This window comes from Nostoc sp. (genome assembly GCF_036919575.1).
Classification (GTDB): domain Bacteria; phylum Cyanobacteriota; class Cyanobacteriia; order Cyanobacteriales; family Nostocaceae; genus Nostoc.
The window spans coordinates 83,360-109,581 of record NZ_JBALBY010000109.1; the positions used below are offsets into that span (position 1 = coordinate 83,360).

The window sequence follows — 26,222 nt, forward strand, 5'->3', positions numbered from 1 at the left end:
AGAATATAACAAATCTTGGGAGCAATTTGCAACAATCATTAACTATTGAGAATATTTACTAAATATTTAAGAACAATTGATCAATCTTGAGCAAAATTCAACTAATAAGCTGTAGTGCATTTAATTTGCATACAGCTAATAGTTAGGATACTTATAACGATTGCATCCCTTGACTTTGAATTTTGAATGAATGAATTTTGAATTGCTTAGTTGATCCCCACCTTCAAGATATCTGAGCAAAAGTCTAGGGAAACTCTTGTGCAATTAAATGCAAATTATTTGCTACAAGCTTCTAAAAGGCTTTTGAACTGGGGATCAAATCAGCCTTTTGTCCCTAGTTCCTCGTTCCCATACTCCGTATGGGAATGCATTCATTGAGTCTCTGACTCAATTCTGACTCAATATTTAACTGGAGTCAGCAGCCATTCCCATGAAGAGCATGGGAACGAGAGACTTTGAAGAGGGTTTTAACCTGGGATAAAATCAGTTTTTTGTCCCTAGTCATTTGCCAAGTATAGTTTTCTAATGACAAATGACTAATGACAAATGACTAACTTAGAGACTCCAAATAGTCGCGGATGAGATTGCGGCGCTTGGGTTGACGTAGCTTTTGCAAAGCCTTGGATTCAATTTGCCGAACTCGTTCCCGCGATAAGTCGAGCGCGCGGCCAATTTCTGCTAAAGAATAAGGATGGCCATCTGCCAAACCAAACCGCATCAAAATTACATCGCGCTCCCGGCTAGTCAAATCTGACAAAAGATGATGCAAATCTCTTTGTAAAGATTCTCGCATTAACATCTCTTCTGGGGTTACACAGTCAGTTTCGAGTAATTCGCCTAACTCAGTGTCTTTATCCTTGCCTACTTTGGTTTCCAAAGAAACGGAGCGAGGCACCCGCAACAAAACTTCTCGTACTTGGGTCGGTGTCATCTCTAACTCAGTTGCTAAATCTTCTAGAGTCGGGGTGCGACCTTTTTCTTGAGCAATTTTGCGTTGGGCTTTTTTGATTTTGTTTAACTTTTCGGTAATATGAACCGGTAGGCGGATCGTCCGACTAGAAGTAGCGATCGCCCGTGTAATTCCCTGACGAATCCACCAGTAAGCATAGGTACTGAAGCGATAACCCTTAGTGGGGTCAAATTTTTCTACAGCCCGTTCCAAACCGAGTGTGCCTTCTTGGACTAAATCCAACAATTCCAAACCGCGATTTTGATACTTCTTAGCAACAGACACAACTAGGCGAAGATTAGCCTTAATCATGTGTTCTTTTGCTTGGAGTCCTTGGGACTGAACTTGCTCCAACTCTTCTACTGTCAACTTGCCAATTTCAGCCCAGCGACGTTTGCCATCTGCCAAAGTTGGTCTAAGATCCGATAAAATTATGTCAGCAGTGGCAGCCCATCTTTCCAAAGACGGGCGATGTCCGAGTTCGGAAGTCAAACGTTCTTGAACTTCAACTAACCGAAGATAGGGCGTAATCACTTCATCCCCTTGCTTGGCGGCGTTAGCAAGCACTATCCGCATCCGCAAGTAGCGTTGGACTTTTTGAGCTTCTGAAACCTCTTCATCGCGCCCTAACAAGCGAACTCGACCAATTTCCTGAAGATATAAACGTACTAGGTCTGTACTACGACGGTTATTGTTAGCAGCAAAGTTAGCGTGGTCAACAGAAGCCATCTCCAGCTCCTGTAGGTCATCTGCCGATAACTCACTTTCATCAACAGTGAGATCGGAATTCAAAGCCTGGCGGGACTTTTTGGTGTTGTAGGGGGCATCTGCATAAAAAGATGTTGCTGGCATAAAGATTGTCTCAATGGCTCCAGGTAACAATAGATTACGGTCAGCTTAGATTACGGTCAGCTATTCAACTGTTGCTATTGTTCCCGCGATTCACGATGAACTAACACAGTTGAAGGTTCCATTACAATTTTTTTACAAATTAAGTGTAATGGTTCTATTGGATACACTATTACTGAACTTAATCGGCTAGTAAACTTTTGATTCAACCAATAGCTATTCAAATCCGCAGCTAGGTTTTCAATATTTAAACTACTTAGTTAACATTTCAATCTTCAAGGGTCGTGATAGTAACTTTTGTAACACCGTATAAACATACTTCAGTGAATATCATGCTTTATAATTGGCATAGTCACATTTACATGGCTACAAAAGTAATATCCTGACGATTTACCAATTTTTTCTCAGGATTATTAAGTTATAAGTATAACTAATAGATGTCGGGGTAAGTGATTAGTATTAACGGCAAAAGTTTTATTGATACGGAGATAGAAGACGCAAAGAGTGGGTGATGTGTCTTCTTCCGTGTCAGTCTTAACTCGTTAATTTCAACTTGACAGACCACTAGAGTCTGTCCCATTAATTTTGATGGATAAGAGAACGAACCGCAAAGGACGCAAAGAGCGCGAAGTAAGAAGGAAAAAAGAGAAATTGAAGAATTTATTTACTCGTCTAAGTTTCCTTGACAGACCACTAGTACAGCACAGGGTAAATAAACCACTCATTCCAAATCAATAAAACGCTTACGCTGTATACCTGTTTGAATTTTGAATGAGTGAATTTTCAATTCCGCCTTGCGGTACTAGTAGTTGTACTCTGGCTTGATATCTCGCAGCATCAGTTCATCAAGTGCTTGTCGGGGTGTGATTTCGCCTTGAAGTAACCGATAAACTTGCTCGGTAATCGGAACAGCAATGTTTTGTTGCTTGGCTCGTTGCATCAAAACTTGGCAAGTGTTCACTCCTTCAGCAGTTCCTTGTAAATTTGCAAGAGTTTCTGTAAGTGACTTACCACTAGCTAGCTGGTAGCCGACTTGGTAATTGCGACTTAAGGGACTATTGCACGTTGCTAACAAGTCTCCTAGACCTGATAAACCATAAAATGTTTCTGTCTTTGCACCCCAGTCATTGCCGATGCGAACCATTTCTGTAAGTCCACGGGTGACTAAAGCAGCTTTGGCATTGGTTCCCAGTTGTAAACCATCGCACACACCAGCTGCGATCGCAATCACATTTTTCAGTGTTCCCCCCAGTTCCACCCCCAAGGGATCGGCATTGGTATATACCCGGAAACGTTGAGACGAAAATACTAACTGCACTACTTCCGCAGCTGTGGGAATATTACTGGCTACCACCGTTGCTGCTGGTAATTCCATTTGAATTTCTTTCGATAAATTAGGCCCAGACAAAACAACCACTGCATGGTTAGGGAATACTGTTTGCCAAATTTGTGACGGCGTGCAGGTGGTTTGGGGGTCTAAGCCTTTCGTCGCTGTGACAAAAATTGTCTCTGGAGAAAGGGGGAAAGAGTGGACTTGCGAAGCAACATCTCTCACACCAATCATTGAGATAGCAGACAGAACTATTTGGACATCTTTTAAAACTGCTGGGAGAGTTTGGGAACCCCGACGCGACCAGACGCGCACCTGATGACCATTCGCCGTTGCGAGATTTGCCAGAGATGCACCCCAAGCACCTGCACCCAGAATTGCTACAGATTTTGGATTAGTCATTAATCAAGAGTCTCACCAATCTAAAATCTAAAATCGTTCGACTGAACGCTCACGACAAGTCTAAAATCTAAAATTGGCTGCGGGGGTAACGTTCCATTAATTCCCTGACTTGTTCAGCATGATATGAGCTTCTTGTCAAGGGTGAAGAAACAACTTGTAAAAATCCTATTTCTTCGCCGAATGCCTTCCAAGCAGCAAATTGTTCTGGGTTGACAAATTCATTTACTTGCAAGTGTTTTTGACTGGGTTGGAGGTATTGCCCAATTGTCAAAATGTCGCAATCCACAGTTCGTAAGTCTTGCATAACTTGGCGGATTTCGGCATCAGTTTCACCGAGTCCAACCATGATGCCGGATTTAGTGTATGTGCTCTTGAGAAGTTGGCGAGTTCGCTGCAATAATTCTAATGTGCGATCGTAGTTTCCTTGGGGACGCACCCGGCGATATAGGCGTGGGACAGTTTCGGTATTGTGGTTTAATACCTCTGGCGCAGCTTGTAGAATCAACTCTAGAGCATTCCAATTACCGCATAAGTCAGGAATTAGCACCTCAATTGTGGTGTTGGGTGAAACAGAGCGAACCGCATTAATACACCCCACAAACTGAGATGCACCACCATCAAGCAAGTCATCTCGGTTTACAGAAGTGATTACTACATGATTCAGTTTTAGGCGGCGAACAGCTTGGGCCAGTCGTGCAGGTTCCGTGGGGTCTAGTGGTTTGGGTTTTTTCTCAAAATCAATATCGCAGTAGGGACAAGCGCGTGTACAAGCCGGGCCCATAATCAAAAACGTAGCAGTCCCAGCGTTGAAGCATTCACCAATATTCGGACAGGACGCTTCCTCGCAAACTGTATTGAGGGCTAAATCCCGCAAAATTTCTTTAACGTTACCGATGCGCTCACGCCCAGGTGCTTTCACCCGCAACCAGTCTGGTTTTACAGTCACAATCCGCTTTTACCATTAGAGTTATACAAATTTAATCGTAGCAAGCAAAGCCTTTGATGAAGTGATCATATATTCATATATATAGATATAATTCTCTGATTTGGCATCGGTTGTGATATTCTTAATTTATAATGCCATTTTTATGGCGGGATGTGGCGCAGCTTGGTAGCGCACTTCGTTCGGGACGAAGGGGCCGCTGGTTCGAATCCAGTCATCCCGATTTTTTTTGTCGAATAACTAATTATTTGTCGTCGTTAACAAATTAATGTCGTGATTAACGAATTAATATCGCTGTTAACAAATTAATGTCATCAAAGTTGCTCTTGCAAGCGTTAACAAATTAACTAGAAGCCCGTCCAAGCACAAAATCAATCACAAAACATTGAGCTAAAAGGTCAAAGAACATCATCGCACAGAAATTCGCTGCTGTTGGTCTGTTCCGATTTCGTCTCTTGGTGAACTTTACCAACCCAAAATCTGGGCTGGACTGCAAAGTGTTGTCATGGTTGTTCGGGAGCGTCGTCTTTGGAACAAAACCACTCGTGAGGTTCAATTTTATCGAACAGCAATATTGGCGCCAGTCGTCAGAATTCAGTTGGGTATTCTGACCGAAAAAGCGGATGAATAACTGGGTTTAAGACCCCCACCAAATCTATGATTTGGTGGTCAACTTTCGTAGTGGCGAGTCCCAATCCCCGACTGAAAGATTGGTGAATTCTGAATTCTGGATTCTGCATTCTTCTTCAACTTTCTTCTTTACACAGTGATGCTCAACTTTTAGGTCGAGCTATCCGCAAGCATTGGGGGATTGAACCCCATGAACAGCAGAAAGTGTGGTTAACGGCAGTGGAACAAGCTGGCGGGAAAGGTTAATAATCAAGAGTTAAGTTGATGTGCAGCTAAATTGTATAACACGAAAACCCAAAAATATTGTAGTGCGGGCATCTTGCCCGCGTCCAATATACAAATTAAATACGCAACAGCTTAGGAGTAGAGAATTACAACCTAACTTTTCACGGCATCTGGAAAACCTCACTTCTATTTCTCTCTCCTAAAAGGAGAGAGACTTTGAATTTTCGCCCAACCCTGGTAGGGAAGGGGGTTAGGGGGTTAGGTCAATCGTTAGCTTTTCCACATAACGTGAAAAGTCAGAATTACAACCAATTGCCCAAAAGAACATAAGGTGCCCAGAAATATGGACGATTTTCTTTAGCTAAAATTGCAAGTTGGGCGCGTTGCAGAGCTTGGGCTTTAGTTACCCCAGCATCCAACTGTCGGTACAATTCACCCATAAAGTCGCTAGTAGATTCATCATCTACTGTCCACAAAGTTGCGATCGTACTGCGTGCACCAGCCCGCACCGCAACTCCAGCTAATCCTAAAGCAGCTCGTTTGTCTCCTGCGGCGGTTTCACAGGCACTAAGAACTAGTAATTCAATTGTTTCTGGTCGGCTTTCACTCCTAGCTCGTAGTAAATTATCTAACTGTCTAACCTTCAGTAGAGTATCCCAGGTAATAATATAGGTTTGTTCAACATCTGAACTAAATTGCCCGTGAGTAGCCAAGTGTACTACTGAAAAAGGAGTAGATTGAATTTGCTTTTGCAGATTAGTTTCAGTAAAATCCTGATTTAAGAGTTCTTTACTTGTTTTAACTTCAGACTGGACTTGTTTTAATTCCTGTGTCACATTTGAGAGTTCGGGAAAGAATTTACCTTCAATCAAGCGTTCTTGCTCGACTCCAGCCACTAAAGCGTTTAGCCGCACGTTGTGTAAAGGTTTGGGATCAACAAGTTGCAAACCAGGGGTCAAAGAAATAGCATACTTTTCTATCAAATATTTCTGCTGTTGTTTATCGTAGAGAATCGCCATTGGGATATTCCGCAAAGAACCATCTAGTACAAATATCAAAGTTTTTATACCTTTGTTTGCTAAATTTGATTCCGTGGGTCTAATTAGCCAATCATATAACTGTTGTGAGTGCTGCTTAACATCTGGCTCCCTGGTAATATCGGGTAAATATTTCTGTAGTTGTTCTACAGTGTTTTCTAATACATCTTTAGGTATTTTAGTAGTATTGCAGATTGGATCTTGCCCTGGCAGTCTAGTAATAACTTCTAGTCGGCTATCTAAAATAATTGGATAGATAACAGCTGTAGATTTTTCCTTTTCAACTAATTTATCAAGGTCAACTCTTGGTAACAAACAGGGCGAACGAAAGAAGTTATCTAATTCCGCTAACTGGAGAGATTCGATTACCTGACGCGCTAACTGGAGATTATCTGACTTTTTTTGAAGAGTATTTTCCGGTTCTTGCAACAGTAAATCAACGTACTGTCGATACACAGGTTCTATGCTCTCGCGGAAAGAAAATTGGACATCAGGATTAATCGCAACTAAATCGTTACGAAGAGATTTGAGAGCGTTATAAGCTTGATGATAAGCAGCTGTTGCTGCTGGAATATTGGATTGCTTTTGCAGTATCCGTCCCATTTGCCAATGCCATTGATAGGCAATGTCTTTAGCATCAATAGACTCGGCTTTGATCAAGGCTTGCTGTGTGAGACTTTTGGCATCAAAGAACTGTCCGGTTTTTTCGTACAGTTCGCCGAGAGTGCCAAGGGCATAAGATTCGGTTCGCTGATCTTTTAAACTCTTAGCCACTTGCACAGCTTGCGCTAGCATTTGAGCAACATCTTTTGGCTGAACTTCGTTCTGGATCATTTTGCTCAGAGTCTGGGCAAAGTTAATCCGGTAGTTAACAGCCGTCCGACTTGGAGGCAAATTATCTATCTGAGACTGAATTTGGGGTAATAATTCTTTGGCTGTGCTAAATTCCTCTTGCTCTACCAATAGTCTTAATAGATTCAGTTGAGCTTGGAGGCGCACAGTAGGTGTTGCAGATACAATCTGCCCCGCTTGTTGATAGTATTGGATTGCTGTTTTAGTGTAATCCTTGGCGCTGATTGAGTTACCCAAACTAACTTGAGCATATGCTTGAGCGCGGGCTGTATTACCTAAACTCAGTAAAGCATTACTTTGGGCGATCGCACTTCCCACTCTCCCAGCCACAGAATAACTTTCTTCTAAAATTTCCTGCGATTTGCTTAAATAACCCAAACTTCGCCAAACATTCCCTAAGCTATACAATCCTGTGGCTTTCAGAGGAGAATCTGATTGTTTTTGGAGAATTTCTCGTACCGAGGTTAAGGTTTGCTCTGCTTGCAGATAATTTCCCATAGCTTGCATTGCTTGGGTTTGATTAATCCGATTGCGAATCAGTGCTGATATATCATCAAAGTGTTGATAAATTTTAGCCGCTTCTTGCCAAGTTCTCAAGGCTACTTCAGTTTGTCCCTGTGCTAATTCCAGACCACCTCGAACATCTAAAGCTTGGGCTAAGATTTGCGTTCGCCCTTGGGAAGCATCTGAATCTTTGAGAGTTTGTAGGAGTTTAATGCTTTGTGCGATCGCTTCAGTTGCCTCTTGCCATTGTCCTAATTGCTGATACGCTAAAGAAAGATTGCTCAAAGCTATAGCTTTGTTTAATGCATCATTAGTAGCTTGAAATTCATTAGCTGCTTTTTTTAAAACTTTTATAGCTTCTACAAACTGTCCCACTTCATAAAGTGCTTGGCTTTGCTGCACTAAGCTATAAGTCTGGGTTTGGTTGACAGCAGAGGTTGTTGCTAAAACAGCAGGCAATACGATTTTAGATGTTGCAAAATTAGATAAATCAAAAAAAGGCGAGAAAGATATGCAAAGAAATGTAGTCAGTAATCCTAGAAATAAATGTTTTGATAATCTCATATAAATTCCTGAATATTAATTTAAATTTGATATCTATACTTTTAATCAATCCTCTTGAAGAAGAATTCAGAAGTCAGAATTCAGGAGTCAGAATTCAGGAGTCAGAATTCAGGAGTCAGAATTCAGGAGTCAGAATTCAGGAGTCAGAATTCAGGAGTCAGAATCAATTCATTTGGGGTCACAATCCCCAAATGAATTGAAGATCACAAAACAAGAAAATTTGGTGGGGGTGCAAAAACGCTGGTTATTCATCCACTTTTTCGGTGAGAATACCCAACTGAATTCTGACGACTGACTCCTGAATTCTGTTTCGATAAAAACCTTGTAAAATTAAAAAGGGTTATATTGTACAAAAAAATATAACCCGTTTTCTTGCCACGTATTGCCTTGAGTCTGAACAGAAACTAAAGGAATACCCCACTCAACAGCAGCAGTAAAGTTATTACCCTGTAACCAACGCAAACCTAAACCAACAGAAGCTAGGGTATTAGTATTATTTTTATCCTCACTCGACGAATTATTCCAAGAAGTGCCAACATCAACAAAGGGAGTAACTTGCAGAACTCCATTCCACTGAGACACACGCACAATTGGTAGCCGCAATTCAACAGAAGCAAGAGCGCCATTATCTGCTAACAGGAAATCTTGACGATACCCCCGCACACTATTTATACCACCTAAAGCAAATTGTTCCGAAGCTAAAAGCGTTGTAGAAGCCAATTGCACATCGCCACGAATTAATAGCAAAGTATCAGGAGCTAAGAGGCGTACCCATTGTGCCTGTCCTTGCCAAGCGAAAAAGCGGCTATCAGGGGCAGTCTCATTGATTGTTGCATTGAACGCACCAATTCCCAAACTAAATTGAGAACGAGCGGCAATTACTTCTTGGCTATTGCGACTCGTCCATTCTTGAAAAAATCGCAATGCAGATACTCTGGTGCGTCCTTCTTCGTCAGCGCCTGGTGAAAGTATAAAAAGGGGGACATTATTCTCTTCCAGTAGAGAGGAAGAAATATCAGTTTCTCTGCGAGAAGCGGTTATCCCAAGAGCGAATTCTTGGTTAGGAGTTTGCACTAAAGGCTGGCGGAATGTGAGTTCGTAATTTTGGGAAGCTGATTCAATATCTAATTTATTGAAGGGACGTTCAATGACATTGGCCGATGTAGTTCCATAGTTGAAGGTGAGAGTGCCATTGCGAGGATTGAGGGGTAAGCTGTAGCTGGCATCTATGGTATTACTGCCGTCAGTATTGCTGTACGCTAACGATATACTATCTCCAAATCCGAGTAAATTGGCTTCGTTTATTTGCAATTCGCGTCGAAAGCTACCAACACTGGGGGAGCGCCCATTGTCCAGCACTGTTTGTAGATTGAATGTATCTGCCTCTGTTACCTTGATAGCCAGTATATTAGCACCAGTACGTGAGCCAGCAGACAGTTCAGCAGACAATTTTTTAATTAAAGGATTGAGTTGCAATAGTTCCAGGGACTCTAGCAGGCGTTTTTTATTCAAAGGAGTGGATGCGCCTAAAGCTATACGGCTGCGAATATAATTTGGGTTGAGTCGCCTAGTTCCAGTTATTTGGATATCCTCTAATTTACCTTCAATTATCTGGATTTGGACAACACCAGTAGTGAGAGTTTGTTCAGGAATATAAGCGCCAGACGTAACGTATCCCGCATTAATATAAAGTTCGGTAATTTTGGAACGAGCTTCTAATAATTGTGCAAATGTTATGGGCTTGTTGATAAACTCAGCAAGTAGCTGATTTAATTTTTCTAGGCTGAATACTGTATTGCCAATCACTTCAAACTGCTTAACAGTGAAGATTTGTGATGTTTCGGGGAGTGGTTCATCTGGCGTGGGTAATGGTTGATTGGGTTGGAATAGTTCGGATGGAGGGGGTAGTTGCGGTGGCAAAGAGGGTGTTGTTGGTGTTCTGGGAGAAGGTGGTTGGACATCCTGCGGCGGCGGGAGTTGCGGGAGCGAGGGAGAATTGTTTTGGGGTAGTTGTACGCGATTGACTGTTTGCGCCTTACTGGGTGTAATTGTCAGCTTACTGAGCAACATCAGCGAGCAGGATGCTGCAAAAATATGAGTACCTTTAGCTACCATGACACTGAATAGGGTTTTGTCTGGAAGTGCGATCGGTAGCGGTGGATGAATTAGCACTGAGAACTATTTGTCCTTTGGCGTTTAGCACTGCACCTGTGGCCTCAACAATACGTTTGGGAGTGGAGGTAGTCGGTTTACTGGTAATCGGTGGAAAGGAACGGTTGTTATTACTGGGTTTAAGAGACACCCAATCTATTTGTGGCGCATCTGGAGTGAGAATGTCTTTGGGATTGGGTGGTAAACCGCCGCGTCCGGCGATCACAAATCGGTTTTGGGTATTACCTGGACTGTAGCAACCTTGGGCTACTTTGGTGTCAACAGGTATTGTTGGCAATTCAACCAAGCCACTGTTGGGATCAATATCGGGCGTGTTGAGTTCTACAGTACCACTCAGATCAGGACTTCCCCCAGTAGCGGTAATGTCACTTGTGCTATCGGATGCCACATCTCGGAACTGTGTACCAAAGATACCTTGGGCATTAATTAGCACGTTTCCGCCACGGAAGTTAGCAGAATTGGCACTGATATCGCTATTTTTAAAAGCAATGAGGAAATCTGTGTCAATATTGATGTTGCCGCCAGGAATACCAAAACCTTTGGCGTTGGTGGTGATAGAACTTTGATTGCCTAATAACACTAAGGGCGATCGCATAAAGATATTTCCACCTCCTCCTGTAGTGTCAGCAGTGATTTTGGCAGCGTTGTTGAGATATATCGAGTTAGCCTTAACTTCTAAGTCACCCGCAGGCCCTAAGCCAGAAGTACTGGCTGCCAGTGCAGCACCATTGGTGATAGTTACGGAGTTGGCGTTAACTGTTATATTGCCACCCTTTCCAGTTGAGCCTTCACCGACAGCAGTTGTCAACAGGCTTCGACCTACAATGTCGTTGGGTTTTGGGCTTTCAAGCGAAGTCCCACTCAGTTCTATAGAAGAGGCGTGAACATTTAAGTCACCTGCATTTCCGGCATTAATTGTAGAAACCGATGCTTGCGCTCCACCCTGAATTAATAACCGTCCAGTGTTAATAGTCAAGTTTTCAGCATTTCCTTTATTTGCAGTCCCAGAAATTACACCGCTCGGAAATGGACGATCTTCTACGAAGTTAGAGACTAAAGCTCCACCAAATCCAATCAAATCTTCTATTTGAGGGGCGGACAACCCTTGTTTTGAGGTGCCAACAAGTTCTACTGAATCAGTGGCGTTAATAAGCAATTCGCCTCCCTGTCCAGAGCTAGAAGTACCTGCCGAGATAATTCCTCCATTGCTGACCATCAGCTTCTTAGTATTAATAACCAATTTGCCAGCATTACCAAGTCCCTGTGTTCCAGAAGCCAAAACGCTAGGAATATTATCTGATGAGGTGCCACTAAGTTCTACTGAATCAGTGGCGTTAATGAGCAATTCGCCTCCTGTCACAGTCAATTCCCCTCCTGGTTTCTTGTTACCAGTACCAGTTATTACCCATGCACCATCACGGACAATTAACCGTTTAGTATCAATGGTCAAGTTGCCCCCAGATGCCCGACCGTCAGTATCATTACGCAATGCACTAGGAAGCTTACTTGTAACACTAAACAGATAGAATGGAGAATCATTAGCTGAAGTACCAGTGAGTTCTATCAAGTCTGCCTTCACGGTTAAATTTCCTCCTTTTCCTGTGCTTGTTGTAGATGCCGATGCCACTGCCCCATTAGAGAGAATTAACCGCCCAGTTTTAATGGTCAGGTTTCCGGCATTTCCACTTGCAGTAGGTAGAAGGAAACTTAGATAACGAAGATTCTTGGGTAGAAGAGTATTGACATCAACAGAAGCGGAAACCAAGCCAATAGGAACAGGTAAATTGGGAGAATAACCGAAGAACTTAATCGGAACATTGATGTCAATCGTACCGTTTGATAAGGAACTGCCAGTTAGTTCTATTGAGTCAGAGGCATTCACAACCAGATCCCCAGCATCACCACTAGAAATAGTAGCAGTCGTTACTATTCCATCTTGAATAATCAATTTTCCTGTATCCACGCGTAAGGAACCACCTTTTCCAGAACCAAAAACGGCGTTGTAGATAGAGCTATTTTCGATTCTCATTGTTCCTTTGGCGCTGATGGTGATATCTCCAGCTTGCGCGTTATCGGCTCCTGCAAATGGCCTGATGCCAGCACGTAAGCTACTTCCATCGAAAATATCTATATTCTGGGCATTGATGGCAATACTGCCGCCACCACCAGAAGCAACATCCACTCCAGCGCCGTTGGTAAGCGATACTGAAGCTGGCAATTTGTCAGACGGAAAATTTAAGCTCAGATTATTACCATTTACATTTAGCCCAACTATCCCTTCTCCCGCTAAACCTCCTAACTCTACTCGCCCACCAAGAGCATTTAGGGAGCCACCATTCATGTCTACATTGCCACCAACTAGCAGCAAACTAAGATTATCTCCGACACTTAGATTAGCTGAGTTATTTTGAATTGGCGCAGCAGCAATTTGATTGAATAGAAAAGCGGAAGGATTGATTGTTAACAGTGAAGGATTAGTCGGATTTGTTGCACTAAAAATTCCTTGATTGCCAAATGCGATCGCATTAGCTGTAGTCGCTACAAAAGAACCACCAATATTTAATTGAGCGTTCTGTCCAAAAATAATTCCCGACGGATTTATCAAAAATAAATTAGCATTACCCGACGTGCGAATTGACCCATCAATATTAGAAACTGACCCACCCGTAACTCGACTAATGATATTTTGAATATCTATAGCGGTATTAAAAGAAGCAGTGCCACCAGTAGGAACAGAAAACTCAGAGAAGCTGTGGAATAAATTACTTCCTGCTTGTGTTCCTCCATTAATATTGAAGATGTTCCCATTCCTTGTGACGCTGGAGTTATTAGGTAAGGTGTTATCGGGGGTAATTTGAGCAAAAACACGCTCTTGTAAGGAAGCAATAAACACGCTCCCTATAACCAAGCAACTTCCTAACCCTACAAACTTCCTACACCATAACCACCATACCGGAGTTTTTATTGATACACTAGCTGAGTTTTCACAGCATTTGGAAAAGTCTGTTTGATTGATGGGCGATCGCCAGTATATGCTTGGAGAAGAATTTTTCAAACCTCGTTCTCGCTGAACGAAGTTTAGGGCAATCTGCTTGTTGCAAGTTGGCGCATAGGACGCACTTTGCGGCTTGATTTTATTTTCCCTAATCTTTAAAGTCCAATAATAAATTTTATCTAGGCTATGAATATAAAGCATTGAATTATTGACTTAAATTACTCTTGATATCTTACGAATAATCGTGATGTGATGGTTCGGACATTGCATTATAAAAAAACAGAAAACTCTCCAATAGCATTAAATGGAATGTTGAACATTGCAATGTCAATCAAATTACCCGGAACCTGGATCAAAGAAGTAACGCCCTCCACAATACCAATTAAGTCTCCCGATGATGTAGAGATGTTTAAACTTCCGTTTACTACTTGAGAAGTGTAGTTCTGTGGTGATCCTTCTAGCACAATCATGTCACTGGCTCGGTCAAAGTTCTGGATGAGAGCATAATCTGTATTACCGCCACCAACGTAAAATTGTTGAGGCGTGGAGCTTAATGAAGACAAACTCGGATGGCCAAGGAGGAATACATCTGTCCCTTGGGTGCCAATTAGGGTATCAATCTGACCGACTCCAGCAACTGTTGATCCATTTGATAAAACGTCGAAACCAATTCCAGCAATGAGTTTGTTACCTTCACCAAAACCAGCTATAGTATCATTTCCATTGGTTCCTAAAAAAAAGCCAAAGCGATTCTTTTCAAATTGTCCAAACTGTTCATACTGTTGTAATCCTGAGCTAAAAGAGCCAGCATTAACAGCCGCCTGTACATCAGGGTATCCTAGCAAGTAAGCCTGCTCACTGAACATAGCAATAGCCTCCAGATAATAATAGGAATTTCAATGAAAAAAGTACTATTTGATCGGGGTCTGGTAGTTACTTCTATTAAGTTAGAAGCTTATAAATATTGGAAAAAGTGCTATCTGAAGTTAATTTAACAAGCGCACAATCGCTAGCTAAAGCACCCCAAGGAGCAAAATCTAAACCACCAGCCATTTTACCCTCCACTAATCACAGCACTAAACTTCAATTAACTAAAAATCAATTTATTAGCTGTTTATTATTTTATAATGAAACTGTAAAATTGAGAATAGAATCCCTTTGTTGGCATGATTACGTTTCCCTTGGCTGATCCCCTGCTTCTTTTTGACATAGCACGCCCAATAAATCAGTAAGTCCACCGTGTGACTAGTCTGATTTTTCCAAGTTGTAATCCTGTACAATTGGCTCTTTTGCAAAGTCTTGCAAGCCAACTGCATTTAATAAGTCAACCCAATCTTTATTAATATTTGCATTCTGCGGATTGGCTTGGCGCAGTTGACCTAAATTAGTTAGGGCATCGTACCAAATATTATTAGCACTATAGGCAATGTACTCCCTTAGTTTTGCTGCTTTTAATTGACTATCAAGAGCCTGAGTCAGCACCTGTCTTTCCACAAACCCATCTACATAAAAATTGTCAGATGTTTTTTCCGGATCACCACAATAAATCTTAAAGTACCAGTGATATTTTTGATCTGCTTTTAAAGAATATTGCCGTTGTGGTGGCGGAGTAATGCTAATAATACCAGGTTTTCCAGATAGAGCAAGAGGTATTCGATAGACATTTTGTACATCTTCCAGATGTAACACAAATTCTGCGGAACGGGCAGTTTGTGGTAGTTCAGGAACATAAAACCAAAAAGTTGGATATTCTGCAACTGTTGATGCTAAGAATGATTTCCCTCTATCACCAGGTACTAAAGCAGTAAGACGTGTCAGAGAGCTAGGACACTCAGGATTACGCCCAGCCCCTGCTCTGCGCCGACCTGTAGGTGCGCCGTTTCGAGGCAATTTCGGTTGCTGAAAAGATTGGAAGTCCGAATTTTTAACAGTGCTTTGAATCGAATTGGGAAGCTGTGCCTGCACTGATTGCGAGTAACTCATAAAACTAACGAATACCAGAGGAATTACGCAAGCACGTTGAATTGGTTGGATTAATAATTTTTTTCTAATCATGATCAAAATTTAATTGTTTTCTCTTACCAAGATGGGAACGTCTAAACCATGAAATTACCGTTACTTGGGTAGCTAGCAAAGCTAATGCTGAGGGGATGAGTGGCACCCATCCAGCTAATATAAAAATGCCAAAACATAACCCAAATAGTGTTAAAAGTGTTACTACCACCGCAAGTCCAAGGTGCAGTGGTTTTAAATAACACCACGCTGTAATACCTCCTACCAATGACCATCCCCATACCCAAAGTGTCTCCATCCATCCAGACCACCACCACAACAAAGGTCTATGATCTAAAACTGCGCTTAGGATTTGACTTAGCATCTGCGCCTGTACAATCACCCCCAGTGTTTTGTTTTGCTTCGGGTTGGAATTAGAACTGAATGGTGTTTTCCAATAATCATTTGTATTGGTGGGATCAGAAAGACCAATAAGAACAATCCGGTCTTTAAGTAATTTAATTGATTCTGATGGGATTTTATCATCTAACACATCTCTCAAACTAACTTGCTCGGCAATTTTTTCAACAGAAGAGAGAGAACGATAATTTAACAATATTTGATAACCAGATGCATCCACTTTTTGATAACCGCTACTGTGTCCGTTTAATTGTTCAAACACAACATCACCAATCTGTAAATAACCTTCTTTGGTAACAGTTGATGTTTTGCCTTCTTTGTCTAAATAATGAAGTGCTAGTTGTAGACTAAAAGCGTATTCTGTGGTACATGGGTATTTTGGGGGAGGAGTCAAATGTAAAAGCTGGCGACGAACAATAACTTCATCATCTGTAACAAAATCACTAAAACTCAAGCGTTCCCTTGGAACTCCATCAGGTGGTGGAATACCATCACTATCACCATCATCATCAGTAGTAGCAACTTTGCACACAAAAAATAGACGATTATCCTGCTGATAACGAGTAGCTAAATTTGGATATTTCGGATCTACAATACCATCACGGTAAATATCTAAACCAATAGTTCGTGGTTGATACTTATTTAATTTCTCCAATAGTTGAGCAAGTGCTTGGTCAGATAATGACCATTGCATTTGCATTCCTTGATTCTTTTGGTATTGAATATCTGCTTCATCAATAGTAATAATTAAAATCCGCTCGTCAGGTTTTTCAGTGACAAGTTGCGATCGCAATTGCATAAAATGGTCAAAAGCCTGTAATTCCGATGTTTGCAGATAACCCCAATATCGCACACCCATGACCAAAGTCGTTACCAACAAGCTTGCTAGCAATATTGCGAAAACACTCTTGGTGGTGATCATCTTTCGGTGCAGATGCCAAGTCATTGGTGCTGACAAGGGATTTTGGCAAATTACTGGCAACCAAGTTGCACAAGGATATTTATCTTCTATTCCTTCCAGCCTTTTTCGCGCCTCACGCAGTGCAGAGTATAAAGATTGCCCACTAGAAAATTCTGTTAAAAAATGTTTTAAAAATTCCTGTGCTACCAAATCTGGTACTGGTTCGCGCATGACAATCACTTGAGGAATGTGTAAATCCTCTAATGCTTCTGCTAAACCTAAGCCATCGCAGGAATTAAAAATTGCCAAGCGTAATCCGCTCTCAATTGCTTTCTTGAGTCCATGTTTTAATTTATCTAGAGTAATTGTCGTAGTTTGATTAATTTGTAAAACTCCTGTTTCTTGACTGTAACTATGTCCAGCAAAAAATAGAATATTCCAACCTTTTCCCCAAAGTTCGTTACTTAATTCTTTTCGTTGTGGCTCAACCAAAAAACTTATTTTGGCTGGCGCTGATAGTTTTTCTAAAAATCGCTTATCCTGGCTAATATCAATTCCTTTACTATTACCAAAAATCGCTAACATTTTAACTTTATTTTCTTTAGTATATATTTGATTCGGTCGTTGTGGTTCTAAGGAGCTAAGTGCTACTTCGGCCTTTGGATAATCATCAAAAAAATCCCACAAATGCCAAGGAATGCGCCGCAATAAATTATCACTAGTTGCAATCATGAAGCAAATTTCTTCATTTGGATTTAATTGCGTGCGTAACTTTTGGTCTATTTTGCGAAACTGCTCCGAGTTGAGCCAAGTATTAATTTTAGAGGATAATTGCTGACATAAATCGTGAAATTCAAGTTCCGAAAAATTTGTAACATCAGTCTCTTCAATCTCTAGACGTACAGACCAACCATAATAGCGGTAGAGAGCGGAGTATAATATTTGCCAATTTCGATACAGTTGAGTAATTTCTGGCGCTGCTGGTAAACTACCACGAAATTGCATCGCCCGATGATCATTTGTCAACCCAAGTTGAACTGTGACATCAGGGAAGCCTTTGTAGAGATCACCCTTACCCAAATTTAAGACAACTAACTTACTCATGGCACTCCGACAAAAAAGTGTCAGATAACAAAAGTCTCCTTGATTGTGAAATCACCATTAGACACTTGTATATTAAAGCTTTCTCCAGAATACCCCCGAAATCGTTTTAATTGAATGAAGTTATCATTACTCCGCGATACAACAGGTTCTTGAAGAACCTCTCCTGCTTCTGATAGTAAATTCATTATCAGGTGAGATGGCAAATATTTGTTTCCATCCATTGGATGTAGCTGTACTAATATTTCTACTTTATCTTCAGAATACGGTGCGATGCCTTTGGCGAGCGCAGCGATCGCAACTAATAGCACTACAGATTGGTTTCCAACTTGTAATCCTAAATCTATTATTTTGGCTCGTGCCACATTAGCTTCATTAAAGGATGAAATACTTCTTAAAGCAAACTTTTCCTCATTTATACTGCCGAAAACTTCTTCTAGAGCTATCCAACTATTTTCAAACAGATTCTCAAACCATTGGTTTAAGTTTACCCGTATCTGGCTAGCGCTGAGTGCAGGGTGAGCAACAGCGTCAGGAATACAGTCGAAAAGGTAATTAAGGGGTTTTAGGCTTGCTAGTGGTATTTGTTCTGAAGCAGAAGAAATATTAACTGTTCTGATAAATCCTAACAACTGCGCTTCATTTAACCGTTCGCTAAACTGGACAGCCACATAACCAATTCTATTTTCCATCACTTCAGGTGGGAAGTAAATTGCTGTTTCTCCAGGTAGAACTGGACGACACTCTAACTTCCCAATGTTGGGAAGAACTAGATCGGCAACATCAAATAAAGCTCGTTTAAGAGGATGCCAACTATCACCTGCCTCTAGAGCAGTATCAATCTGCATCCATTTCAAGTAATTATAAACAGCATAAACTGCTAGTGTATTCAAATATGTTTTTTTCCCTTTTTGAGGTGTAGTTTGTTCAACAGCAAACTGGCGGGCGATCGCATGGGCTTCTTGTCCAAGTGTAATTTTTAAACAAAGCGTTTCTGTGCTACTCATGGCTGTTAATTAGATTGATATCCGAGTTGAATGGCAACTTCTTGCAGGAGTGGTATTGCTTTTAATTTCCAGTGGGATACTAGAGTTTGGTAATTGATTTGGCACTCGCGAGCAATATCAGCAAGTGTATCTGGTGGATTCTTAAAGATGAACAGCAACCTTTGGCTCAGTACTTGACAATTGCATTCGGGGTGTTTTCGAGGATAACAGTTTTGTAGTTGTTTGTGTGGGTCTTGCTCAATGTAATACGCTAAATTAGCTACCAAGCGCTGTTGTGAGTCCCGTTGTAATTGTTCTAAGTAAATTTCTAATCCACTTAGAACATACGGGTTAGATGGTGTCCCTAATAGTCGTCCTTCTTCTGACACTCGTTCTAACCAAGTTGTGATCTCTGCCTCAGCATCCGAAATGCTTTCATCCAAGGAAAGATGAAGTCTTTTTCTTCTTAAGGAAGATGGTAAATTTAAATCTTTGATGCGCCAGTAAAGGTAGCTTTTGAGCCATTTTACTAGATCAGATCGCACTGAAGATGTACGCGGTTGAAAGTTTCTGATATTGTGGCTAAACCACTCCAAACTTTGGTTTAAGGCATCTAAAAAGTAGTCGGGACAGTCTATGCTTGAGTATTTTCTAAATTCTGGTAGTCCCTGAATTAAAATCAGAAGCCGACTCATAGCTTTTCGCCATTCCCGGCTGCCATCTGGGTATTGACAAACTGCTGCAATCAATTGGCGCAGGCGTTCATCCTGATCGTCCATAAACAGTAAACCAAAAAAAAGTATAGTAGACACGAGACAGCAGCACAGTTAGCACCGCTTTATTTGACCTTACTCTTATATCAGTGAGGAATCAAAAAATTATGAAAACTTTAGAATTGTATTTAGTTCTCCCTTAGATACCGCACAGATGAAGATCAGAGAGATTATTTAAGGCAAGTTGTTCAAAGTATTGCATTTTTCATAGTTAGCCAATTTTTCACTGATATAGAAATAGGACTTAGGGACTGACAAATAAAAAAATACTCAACTACTTCTTGTGGGGTGGGCATCTTGCCCGCCCGTATAGAAAGGCGCTCATGTTGCCCACCCCACAAGATTGGGTAATTTATTTGTTGGAAGTCCCTTACGCAAACAATAACCGAAACCCTTATTTTTAGGTAGGGGCAATTCATGAATTGCCCCTACAGCGTGTACTTTTACGTAAGTCCTAAGAAATAGAGGCTTGATTTTGAAAGAGATTTTGGAAACTCCGTATTATATTCAGTAATTGCCAGGAGTGGAAGTATGGTTTCTAGCAATGGGATTTTAGAACAACGCAATTTTCAAGTCACACTGCCGCATATCCGGGATCATGATATAAGCTATGTCTACGACGAGCTTTGTTTACGCCAGCAGGGTTTCTTGGACTTAGAGAGAACCAATAGAGCCTTAGAGTCAAAAGTGCAAGAGCTTTTAGCTGAATTAAGCGCTGCTAAAGAGTATTACGCTGCCCAGATCCAACAAGTTCCACCTTCACCTGAAACTGCGAAATCGCTAAACCCTCAATCGATATTTCCTTCTGATTCTCATCTGAGCCAGGTTTTTGAGTACATTGAAGCAAATTACCATCAACCAATTAGTTTACAAGATGTAGCTGTTGCAGTTGGTTACTGTCCAGCTTATTTAACGAACTTAGTACGCCGACAAACGGGACAAACAATAAATCATTGGATTATCGAACGCCGAATGACAGCAGCACGTAGTTTGCTCTTAGAAGGTAATTTGTGCGTTAATCAAATTGCTGAAGCTGTTGGCTATCAATATGAAGCTCATTTTTTCCGCCAGTTTCGCCAATATCACCAAACTACACCCCAAGCTTGGAGAAAGGCACAGCGTACTGAACCGAACAGCAAAAATTACAGCAGAATTCAGAATTCAGGGGTCAGAATTCAGAAGTAAAACAGCTTTTACCGAACAGAATTCAGGAGTCAGGAGTCAGAATTCAGAATGAATTCTCACCGAAAAAGTGGATGAATAACCGGGTTTAAGACCTCCACCAAATTTTCTTGTTTTGTGGTCTTCAATTCATTTGGGGATTGGGAACCCAAATGAATTGATTCTGACTTCTGACTTCTGAATTTTGAATTCTGAATTCTGCATTCTTCTTCAATTGTACATTAACAAACGTTTCTAAGCGTTTTCAAGATGAAGCACTTCCATCGGTTATTTAATCCACTTTGCTGGCCGATCGCTGCGAAAATTTCCGCAGCATTAGTTTCGGCGGTACTTATACCGATGAGCTTTACTGCCTACTACAATCTGCGGCAGAGCTTAAATAGTGTGGAGGCTGGAGAATATCGCAAACTGGAACTGTTAGCCACTAGTACTGCTAGTCGTCTCGACCAGTTAATTATTGATATCGGGCGTATTGTTGTGCAAGTTAGCAGCGATCGCAATGCAGTAAATTTCCTAACTGCTAGCACCTCTGGAGAACGAGAAGGCTTCCGCAATGATCTACAACAAACGCTAGAAAACGTCTCCCGCTCTAACCCGGACTTTGATGCTGTTTTTATAATGGATAAAGAGGGTGATGTCGTTGCGGCTACCGATTCCAAATTCTTTGGTAAAAACTACGCCTTTCGTGAATATTTCCGCTCCAGCATCCAGGGGAACTCTTATGTATCTAGTATCTTGGTGGGTGAAACGACGAAACGGCCAGGAATGTTTTTCTCTCACCCAGTGCGATCGCTCAGTGGTGAAATTGTCGGAGTATTGGTACTCAAAATTAAGGGAGCAGATATCTGGGCAATTATCAATGATTTACAAGTAGGCTCCCAAAGCTACGTATTTCTAATTGACCAGCAAGGAGTGATTATTAGTCATGCTGATCAATCTCTCCTATACCATAGCCTTATCCCCTTACCCCAGAATATTTTAAAACAGATTGTGGCCGATAGGCGTTATGGTCTGGAGCAGATTCAGAGCTTGAACATTCCAGAATTAAAGGTGATGGTGAAAGCAAAACTTGCAGGTCACGCTACCTATCGCTATCCACCACACCAGATGCCCAGGATAGTTGGCTTTGCTCCCTTGGAACAACAACCTTGGGTATTAGGAGTAAGTAAGCCAAAAGCACAATTTGCTGCTCCCTTAAATCATCTAATCTGGCTGCACGGCAGCAGTGTGCTGATTATAGGCGGAATCACAGCAATCATTGCACTACTCCTAGCACGGAGAATTTCTCGACCGATTCACGCCCTCACAGGCGCAGCCCAAGCACTAGAACATGATGATTTTGATTCTTATGTACTGGAACTGCATCAGAGTTTAGCGAAATCAACTCATAGCCAAGATGACATCGGTCAATTAGTCCGTGTTTTCTTGAAGATGGCTGAAGAAGTCAGAATGCGACATCAGAAGCTGAAAATGCAAGTCCAAGAACTTCGGATTGAAATTGATGAAACAAAAAGAGCCAACAATGTTGCGGAAATTACGGAAAACGAACACTTTCAGCAGTTACAAATAAAAATCCAAAAACTCAGAGAACAAGCAGTAATTGTGAGCGAAACGGAGACTGATTACTACCGCAGATTGCAGAGTAAAGTGCAATCTCTCAAAGAGCGATCGCTCACCAGTGAGGTATAAATAATGCCATCAGACGACGAATTAATTTCATGGGAGGAAGTGCTGGCGGGTTTACCTGCTAGACGAGCGAACACCATACTATTTTTAATCGAGAGTCGGACAGCGCAGATAGTAGCGCGATCGCTGTTGGAGTTTTCTCTAACAGAACAAGCTGCCAATGAACGCGATTTAGCTTTCTTAGAAGCATTTGCTCTAGGAAATGCCCCACCACTCCACCCCACAATCCAGCACTTGGAACGCTACGCCAGTCAATGGGCATCCTTAGTGCCGGAAAACCCTAGACTCAAAGCTGCTATTGCTCATGCTCTAGGACAGAAATACACTTTCACCGATCAAACAGTCCCTCAGATTCGGGCAGTTTTGGGTTTGGATGAGAAAGCGGTACAGGTAGCTTACTCTCGACTCTACAGAGAGCAACTATTGACTATCTTTGCATCTAAAATGCCACTGCTCGAACAGTGGCGCTGGATGAGTGCAGCTGTTGCCCAACGTTTAGAATCTCTGCCACCCTTCTGGCTAGCCTCCATACTCACCGTTGCTTTGGGTCTTCCCCAAGCCTTCTTAGCCTTGCCGATTGCGGTCGCCGATGTCGGGCCATTAGTTACTATTGCCTTTTTGCTGATCATCGGTGCGATCAACATCCTGACGATGGCTTGTATGGCAGAAGCCGTTGGGCGTAGTGGCGACTTTCGTTATGGCAATTCTTTTATCAAACAATTAGTATCTAATTATTTAGGAAATACAGGCTCATTTATACTTTCGATCGCAGTTGGCATCCGTGTTTTTCTGATTGCATTGGCTTGCTATATTGGTTTATCGGTAACGATGGCAAGCTTCACACCTATACCAGCAGCATTGTGGGCAGTGTTGCTGTTTGGTGGGGGATTGTACTTGCGATCGCAAAAATCCTTAAACTTCACCGTTGCTTTGATGGTATTTCTGGCAGTAATTAACGTTAGTTTGCTCCTCGTTCTTTCATTGCTGGCGTTGGGTCATGTTCAACTAGAAAACCTGTTATATGTGAACTTGCCCTTTGTTGATGGTCATTCTTTTCAACCGCAGATACTACAACGGATTTTCGGTGTGAGCCTGATGCTCTACTTCGGACATGTCTATGTAGGAGAATGTGGTAAAATTGTACTTCCTCGTGACTCTAGTGCCACATCCTTGATTTGGGGTAGTGTAGCGGGAACAGCTTTTTTAACTATTTTATTTTGCATTTGGGTATTAGCAGTCAATGGAGCGATCGCCCCACAATTACTAGCTGGACAATCAGGCACAGTCTTAAAACCACTTGCTCTAGAAGTAGGTTCCATCGTCACAGTTTTAGGAGCAGTTTTAGTCACCCTACTTTTGGGAATGGCTTGGCTGCGTAGTTCCAGTCTCTTAGTGAACTTAGCTAAGGAATGGTTGCCAGTTCCACCCAAACCTGTTTTGAGGTTGCCTCGCCACCAAGGACTATTAATTCTACACCCCTCTGGTGAATCCAGTCACGTTCCCCATATTGGTTTGACTTACTTGGGACAGTCAGACACTCAATCTAAGTTTCGTCTGGATATTCAATTAAGTGGCAAAGTTCACTCTGTAGAAATTGTAATTACTGAACATTGGGACATTAAAGAGGTATTCAATCAATTCCCCGACTTACGCAAATGGGATACTCGTTTGCTTCTCCAGGTAAGTTCAGCTAACCAGGATAGTGTCTATCTACAAGTCATTTCACCTATGCTCTTAGTTTATGAAGGAGGCTTAAAAGCTGATACCGAAAATTTTGCTTTTAAGTATCAGAATCAGACAAAAAGGTTTTGGACAACCCTGCTCAACCAAAGTTGCTTCTTCCTATCCATTAGTCCGTTAGTGGTGGTTTTCCTGCTAACAGAGTGGCTTTTCCTCGCGGGTACGGAATCCTTTACAGATGTACTCGCCTTTGCTGGTGTACTTGGTAACTCCCTCGTTGGAGGTATTTTTCCAGTTTTATTGTTGGTTTCTAGCCGACGCAAAGGAGAGCTTATACCTGGAGTAGTCTTGAATATTCTCAACCATCCGTTGTTCAGTATAGGTGTATACAGTTTATTCTTAGGCATCCTACTCATCCACGGTCTATTCATTTGGGAAAATTCTCTAGCGCGGATCATTGCATTGGGTATTGCTGTGCTATCTCTAGGAGCAACTCTAGTTATGAAACATTATGGAGCCTTCGCTTCTCGTGTGGTTGTAGAACTACAAGAAGATCAACACCCAAGAGGAAATTCCATATTCACAATCACTGCTGGCGGAAAACCCAAAATTGCAGAAATACTGTTGGGATATGCCGATGGTGAGCAATACCATCAAGCAGCCAGTGTCGAAATTCCATCACTCTCATCTCTGCAATATGCCACCTTCCGCTTATCAAACAAGCAAGAAAAAGAACTGAGAGTCTGGACACATAGAAGCAACTCCAAGGTTGACTCTAAAAATTTGCCTGCACTTGTGGAAGTCGAAAATGGAAACAAGAATATGCAGTTTAACTTGCAGTTATCCAGTGGACGAGTTTTGCTACCACTTCTTAGCGATCGTTGCTGGTTGAAATTTACCTTTCCAGAGGCATTACTTGGAAAATGAGGGACAAATCAATTCAAAATTCAAAATTCAAAATTCAAAATTCAAAATTAAATAACTCCTGCCTTCTCTTTCACAATGCCCCATGCCCCATGCCCCATGCCCACATACTATTAATTAAGAGGTAACTTATGTCACAAATTATTGCAGTTCATTCATTCCGTGGTGGCACTGGTAAATCAAACTTGATTGCCAATATAGCAGCTACCATAGCACTCCAAGGGCAACGTGTGGGTATTATCGATACTGACATTCAATCCCCAGGAATTCATGTTATTTTCGGTCTGAAAGAGGACAAAATGGAACGCGCCCTCAATGATTATTTGTGGGGGCGATGTGATATTAAAGATGCTGCCTACGACGTTACTAATACTTTAATTGCAGAACAGGGAAATACGGGTAAAGTCAAAGGTAGTCTATATCTAGTACCTTCTAGTATTAAGGCTGGTGAAATCGCCAGAATTCTCCGTGAGGGTTATGATGTAGTCCGACTCAATGATGGCTTTCAAGAACTTATTCGCAGTCTAAAACTGGATTACTTGTTAATTGATACACATCCAGGGCTAAATGAAGAAACTTTACTTTCCATTGGTATTTCAAATGTTCTAGTGATTCTCTTACGTCCTGATAATCAAGACTTTCAAGGTACTGCGGTGACAGTAGACGTAGCTCGCAAGCTCAGAGTGCCAAAAATGATGTTAGTAATTAATAAAGCGCTACCAGGCTTGAATTTTGCAGATTTGCAACAACAGGTAGAGAAAATTTACAACGTACCAGTAGCCGGAATTTTGCCTCTTTCGGAAGAAATGATGCAGCTAGCAAGCGTTGGTCTTTTCTCTCTACGTCATTCTGAACATCCCATCAGTCATACAATCACAAAGATTACTGATGAGATTGCTGGTTTAGTCATTAGTCATTAGTCGAATGGCACTAAGTTAAGATACAGCCCCTGCCCTGACTGGTTCCCAGCCTGGAGGCTGGGAACCCATTCTGGGAGGCTCCGCCTCCAGTGGCTTGACCAGAGGCAGAGCCTCTCAGAATTCGTTCCCAGCCTCCAGGCTGGGAACGAGGCTAGACAAACCTTTGGGCTTTTCTTAGTGCCATTCAGTCATTGGTCATTGGTCA

At 41.7% G+C, this 26,222-nt stretch carries 16 protein-coding genes and 1 tRNA gene; 6 read left to right on the forward strand and 11 right to left on the reverse strand.

Annotated features, from left to right (window positions below):
• Nucleotides 1–550: 550 nt before the first annotated feature.
• The 3 genes from sigC to lipA all read right to left on the reverse strand — a co-directional run bounded on the left by sigC (nucleotide 551) and on the right by lipA (nucleotide 4,476).
• A complete protein-coding gene (gene sigC / locus V7K27_RS28440) occupies nucleotides 551–1,801 on the reverse strand; it encodes an RNA polymerase sigma factor SigC (protein ID WP_334951741.1) in 1,251 nt (416 codons plus the stop codon).
• Nucleotides 1,802–2,600: 799 nt separating this feature from the next.
• Nucleotides 2,601–3,530, reverse strand: a complete 930-nt coding sequence (locus tag V7K27_RS28445) for an NAD(P)H-dependent glycerol-3-phosphate dehydrogenase (RefSeq protein ID WP_334951742.1) — start codon at nucleotides 3,528–3,530, stop codon at nucleotides 2,601–2,603.
• 67 nt (nucleotides 3,531–3,597) lie between these two features.
• Nucleotides 3,598–4,476, reverse strand: coding sequence for a lipoyl synthase (gene lipA, locus V7K27_RS28450; RefSeq protein WP_334951743.1), 879 nt, complete (start codon nucleotides 4,474–4,476; stop codon nucleotides 3,598–3,600).
• Between the two features lie 146 nt (nucleotides 4,477–4,622).
• Here lipA and V7K27_RS28455 point away from each other — a divergent pair.
• Nucleotides 4,623–4,696, forward strand: a tRNA-Pro gene (locus V7K27_RS28455).
• 282 nt (nucleotides 4,697–4,978) lie between these two features.
• The gene (locus V7K27_RS28460) at nucleotides 4,979–5,104 is read left to right on the forward strand and encodes a hypothetical protein (protein WP_334951744.1); all 126 of its coding nucleotides are present in this window, start codon (nucleotides 4,979–4,981) and stop codon (nucleotides 5,102–5,104) included.
• A gap of 526 nt (nucleotides 5,105–5,630) precedes the next feature.
• On the opposite strand, the gene V7K27_RS28465 is transcribed toward V7K27_RS28460, so the two are convergent.
• From V7K27_RS28465 to V7K27_RS28500, 8 genes are all read right to left on the reverse strand, one after another.
• On the reverse strand, nucleotides 5,631–8,285 hold the full coding sequence (locus tag V7K27_RS28465; protein ID WP_334951746.1) for a CHAT domain-containing protein: 2,655 nt from the start codon (nucleotides 8,283–8,285) through the stop codon (nucleotides 5,631–5,633).
• A 330-nt stretch (nucleotides 8,286–8,615) separates the two neighbouring features.
• Complete coding sequence (locus V7K27_RS28470) at nucleotides 8,616–10,400, reverse strand: ShlB/FhaC/HecB family hemolysin secretion/activation protein (protein WP_442947656.1); 1,785 nt, start codon at nucleotides 10,398–10,400, stop codon at nucleotides 8,616–8,618.
• Entirely contained in the window at nucleotides 10,390–13,653 is a 3,264-nt protein-coding gene (locus tag V7K27_RS28475) for a two-partner secretion domain-containing protein (protein WP_334951747.1), read from the reverse strand. The genes V7K27_RS28470 and V7K27_RS28475 overlap by 11 nt, the downstream gene beginning before the upstream one ends.
• 68 nt (nucleotides 13,654–13,721) lie before the next feature.
• On the reverse strand, nucleotides 13,722–14,318 hold the full coding sequence (locus V7K27_RS28480) for a hypothetical protein (protein ID WP_334951748.1): 597 nt from the start codon (nucleotides 14,316–14,318) through the stop codon (nucleotides 13,722–13,724).
• Nucleotides 14,319–14,697: 379 nt separating this feature from the next.
• Nucleotides 14,698–15,507: a DUF928 domain-containing protein gene (locus tag V7K27_RS28485; protein WP_334951749.1), complete on the reverse strand. Its 810-nt coding sequence runs from the start codon at nucleotides 15,505–15,507 to the stop codon at nucleotides 14,698–14,700.
• Nucleotides 15,500–17,869 carry a CHASE2 domain-containing protein gene (locus V7K27_RS28490; protein WP_334951750.1) on the reverse strand — a complete coding sequence of 790 codons (2,370 nt, stop codon included), beginning with the start codon at nucleotides 17,867–17,869 and terminating at the stop codon, nucleotides 15,500–15,502. The genes V7K27_RS28485 and V7K27_RS28490 overlap by 8 nt, the downstream gene beginning before the upstream one ends.
• Before the next feature lie 20 nt (nucleotides 17,870–17,889).
• Nucleotides 17,890–18,873, reverse strand: coding sequence for a DUF1822 family protein (locus tag V7K27_RS28495; protein ID WP_334951752.1), 984 nt, complete (start codon nucleotides 18,871–18,873; stop codon nucleotides 17,890–17,892).
• Nucleotides 18,874–18,878: 5 nt separating this feature from the next.
• Nucleotides 18,879–19,631 carry a hypothetical protein gene (locus V7K27_RS28500; protein WP_334951753.1) on the reverse strand — a complete coding sequence of 251 codons (753 nt, stop codon included), beginning with the start codon at nucleotides 19,629–19,631 and terminating at the stop codon, nucleotides 18,879–18,881.
• A gap of 525 nt (nucleotides 19,632–20,156) precedes the next feature.
• Here V7K27_RS28500 and V7K27_RS28505 point away from each other — a divergent pair.
• The 4 genes from V7K27_RS28505 (at nucleotide 20,157) to V7K27_RS28520 (ending at nucleotide 26,017) form a co-directional block, all read left to right on the forward strand.
• Nucleotides 20,157–20,810 (forward strand): helix-turn-helix domain-containing protein, encoded by a 654-nt coding sequence (locus V7K27_RS28505; protein WP_334951754.1) that lies wholly within the window; start codon nucleotides 20,157–20,159, stop codon nucleotides 20,808–20,810.
• 246 nt (nucleotides 20,811–21,056) lie between these two features.
• Nucleotides 21,057–22,496, forward strand: coding sequence for a PDC sensor domain-containing protein (locus V7K27_RS28510; protein ID WP_334951755.1), 1,440 nt, complete (start codon nucleotides 21,057–21,059; stop codon nucleotides 22,494–22,496).
• Nucleotides 22,497–22,499: 3 nt separating this feature from the next.
• On the forward strand, nucleotides 22,500–25,100 hold the full coding sequence (locus tag V7K27_RS28515) for a hypothetical protein (protein ID WP_334951756.1): 2,601 nt from the start codon (nucleotides 22,500–22,502) through the stop codon (nucleotides 25,098–25,100).
• A 128-nt stretch (nucleotides 25,101–25,228) separates the two neighbouring features.
• The gene (locus V7K27_RS28520; protein ID WP_334951758.1) at nucleotides 25,229–26,017 is read left to right on the forward strand and encodes a MinD/ParA family ATP-binding protein; all 789 of its coding nucleotides are present in this window, start codon (nucleotides 25,229–25,231) and stop codon (nucleotides 26,015–26,017) included.
• The last annotated feature ends 205 nt before the right edge of the window (nucleotides 26,018–26,222 follow it).

What these genes read in the sequence shown, in the direction of transcription:
- V7K27_RS28495 (WP_334951752.1), bottom strand. Translation starts at nt 18,873, where the DNA reads ATGAGTAGCACAGAAACGCTTTGTTTAAAAATTACACTTGGACAAGAA.
- V7K27_RS28445 (WP_334951742.1), bottom strand. Translation starts at nt 3,530, where the DNA reads ATGACTAATCCAAAATCTGTAGCAATTCTGGGTGCAGGTGCTTGGGGT.
- V7K27_RS28485 (WP_334951749.1), bottom strand. Translation starts at nt 15,507, where the DNA reads ATGATTAGAAAAAAATTATTAATCCAACCAATTCAACGTGCTTGCGTA.
- V7K27_RS28515 (WP_334951756.1), top strand. Translation starts at nt 22,500, where the DNA reads ATGCCATCAGACGACGAATTAATTTCATGGGAGGAAGTGCTGGCGGGT.
- V7K27_RS28520 (WP_334951758.1), top strand. Translation starts at nt 25,229, where the DNA reads ATGTCACAAATTATTGCAGTTCATTCATTCCGTGGTGGCACTGGTAAA.
- V7K27_RS28475 (WP_334951747.1), bottom strand. Translation starts at nt 13,653, where the DNA reads ATGCTTTATATTCATAGCCTAGATAAAATTTATTATTGGACTTTAAAG.
- V7K27_RS28500 (WP_334951753.1), bottom strand. Translation starts at nt 19,631, where the DNA reads ATGGACGATCAGGATGAACGCCTGCGCCAATTGATTGCAGCAGTTTGT.
- V7K27_RS28465 (WP_334951746.1), bottom strand. Translation starts at nt 8,285, where the DNA reads ATGAGATTATCAAAACATTTATTTCTAGGATTACTGACTACATTTCTT.
- sigC (WP_334951741.1), bottom strand. Translation starts at nt 1,801, where the DNA reads ATGCCAGCAACATCTTTTTATGCAGATGCCCCCTACAACACCAAAAAG.
- V7K27_RS28480 (WP_334951748.1), bottom strand. Translation starts at nt 14,318, where the DNA reads ATGTTCAGTGAGCAGGCTTACTTGCTAGGATACCCTGATGTACAGGCG.
- V7K27_RS28460 (WP_334951744.1), top strand. Translation starts at nt 4,979, where the DNA reads ATGGTTGTTCGGGAGCGTCGTCTTTGGAACAAAACCACTCGTGAGGTT.
- V7K27_RS28470 (WP_442947656.1), bottom strand. Translation starts at nt 10,400, where the DNA reads ATGGTAGCTAAAGGTACTCATATTTTTGCAGCATCCTGCTCGCTGATG.
- V7K27_RS28510 (WP_334951755.1), top strand. Translation starts at nt 21,057, where the DNA reads ATGAAGCACTTCCATCGGTTATTTAATCCACTTTGCTGGCCGATCGCT.
- V7K27_RS28505 (WP_334951754.1), top strand. Translation starts at nt 20,157, where the DNA reads ATGGTTTCTAGCAATGGGATTTTAGAACAACGCAATTTTCAAGTCACA.
- V7K27_RS28490 (WP_334951750.1), bottom strand. Translation starts at nt 17,869, where the DNA reads ATGAGTAAGTTAGTTGTCTTAAATTTGGGTAAGGGTGATCTCTACAAA.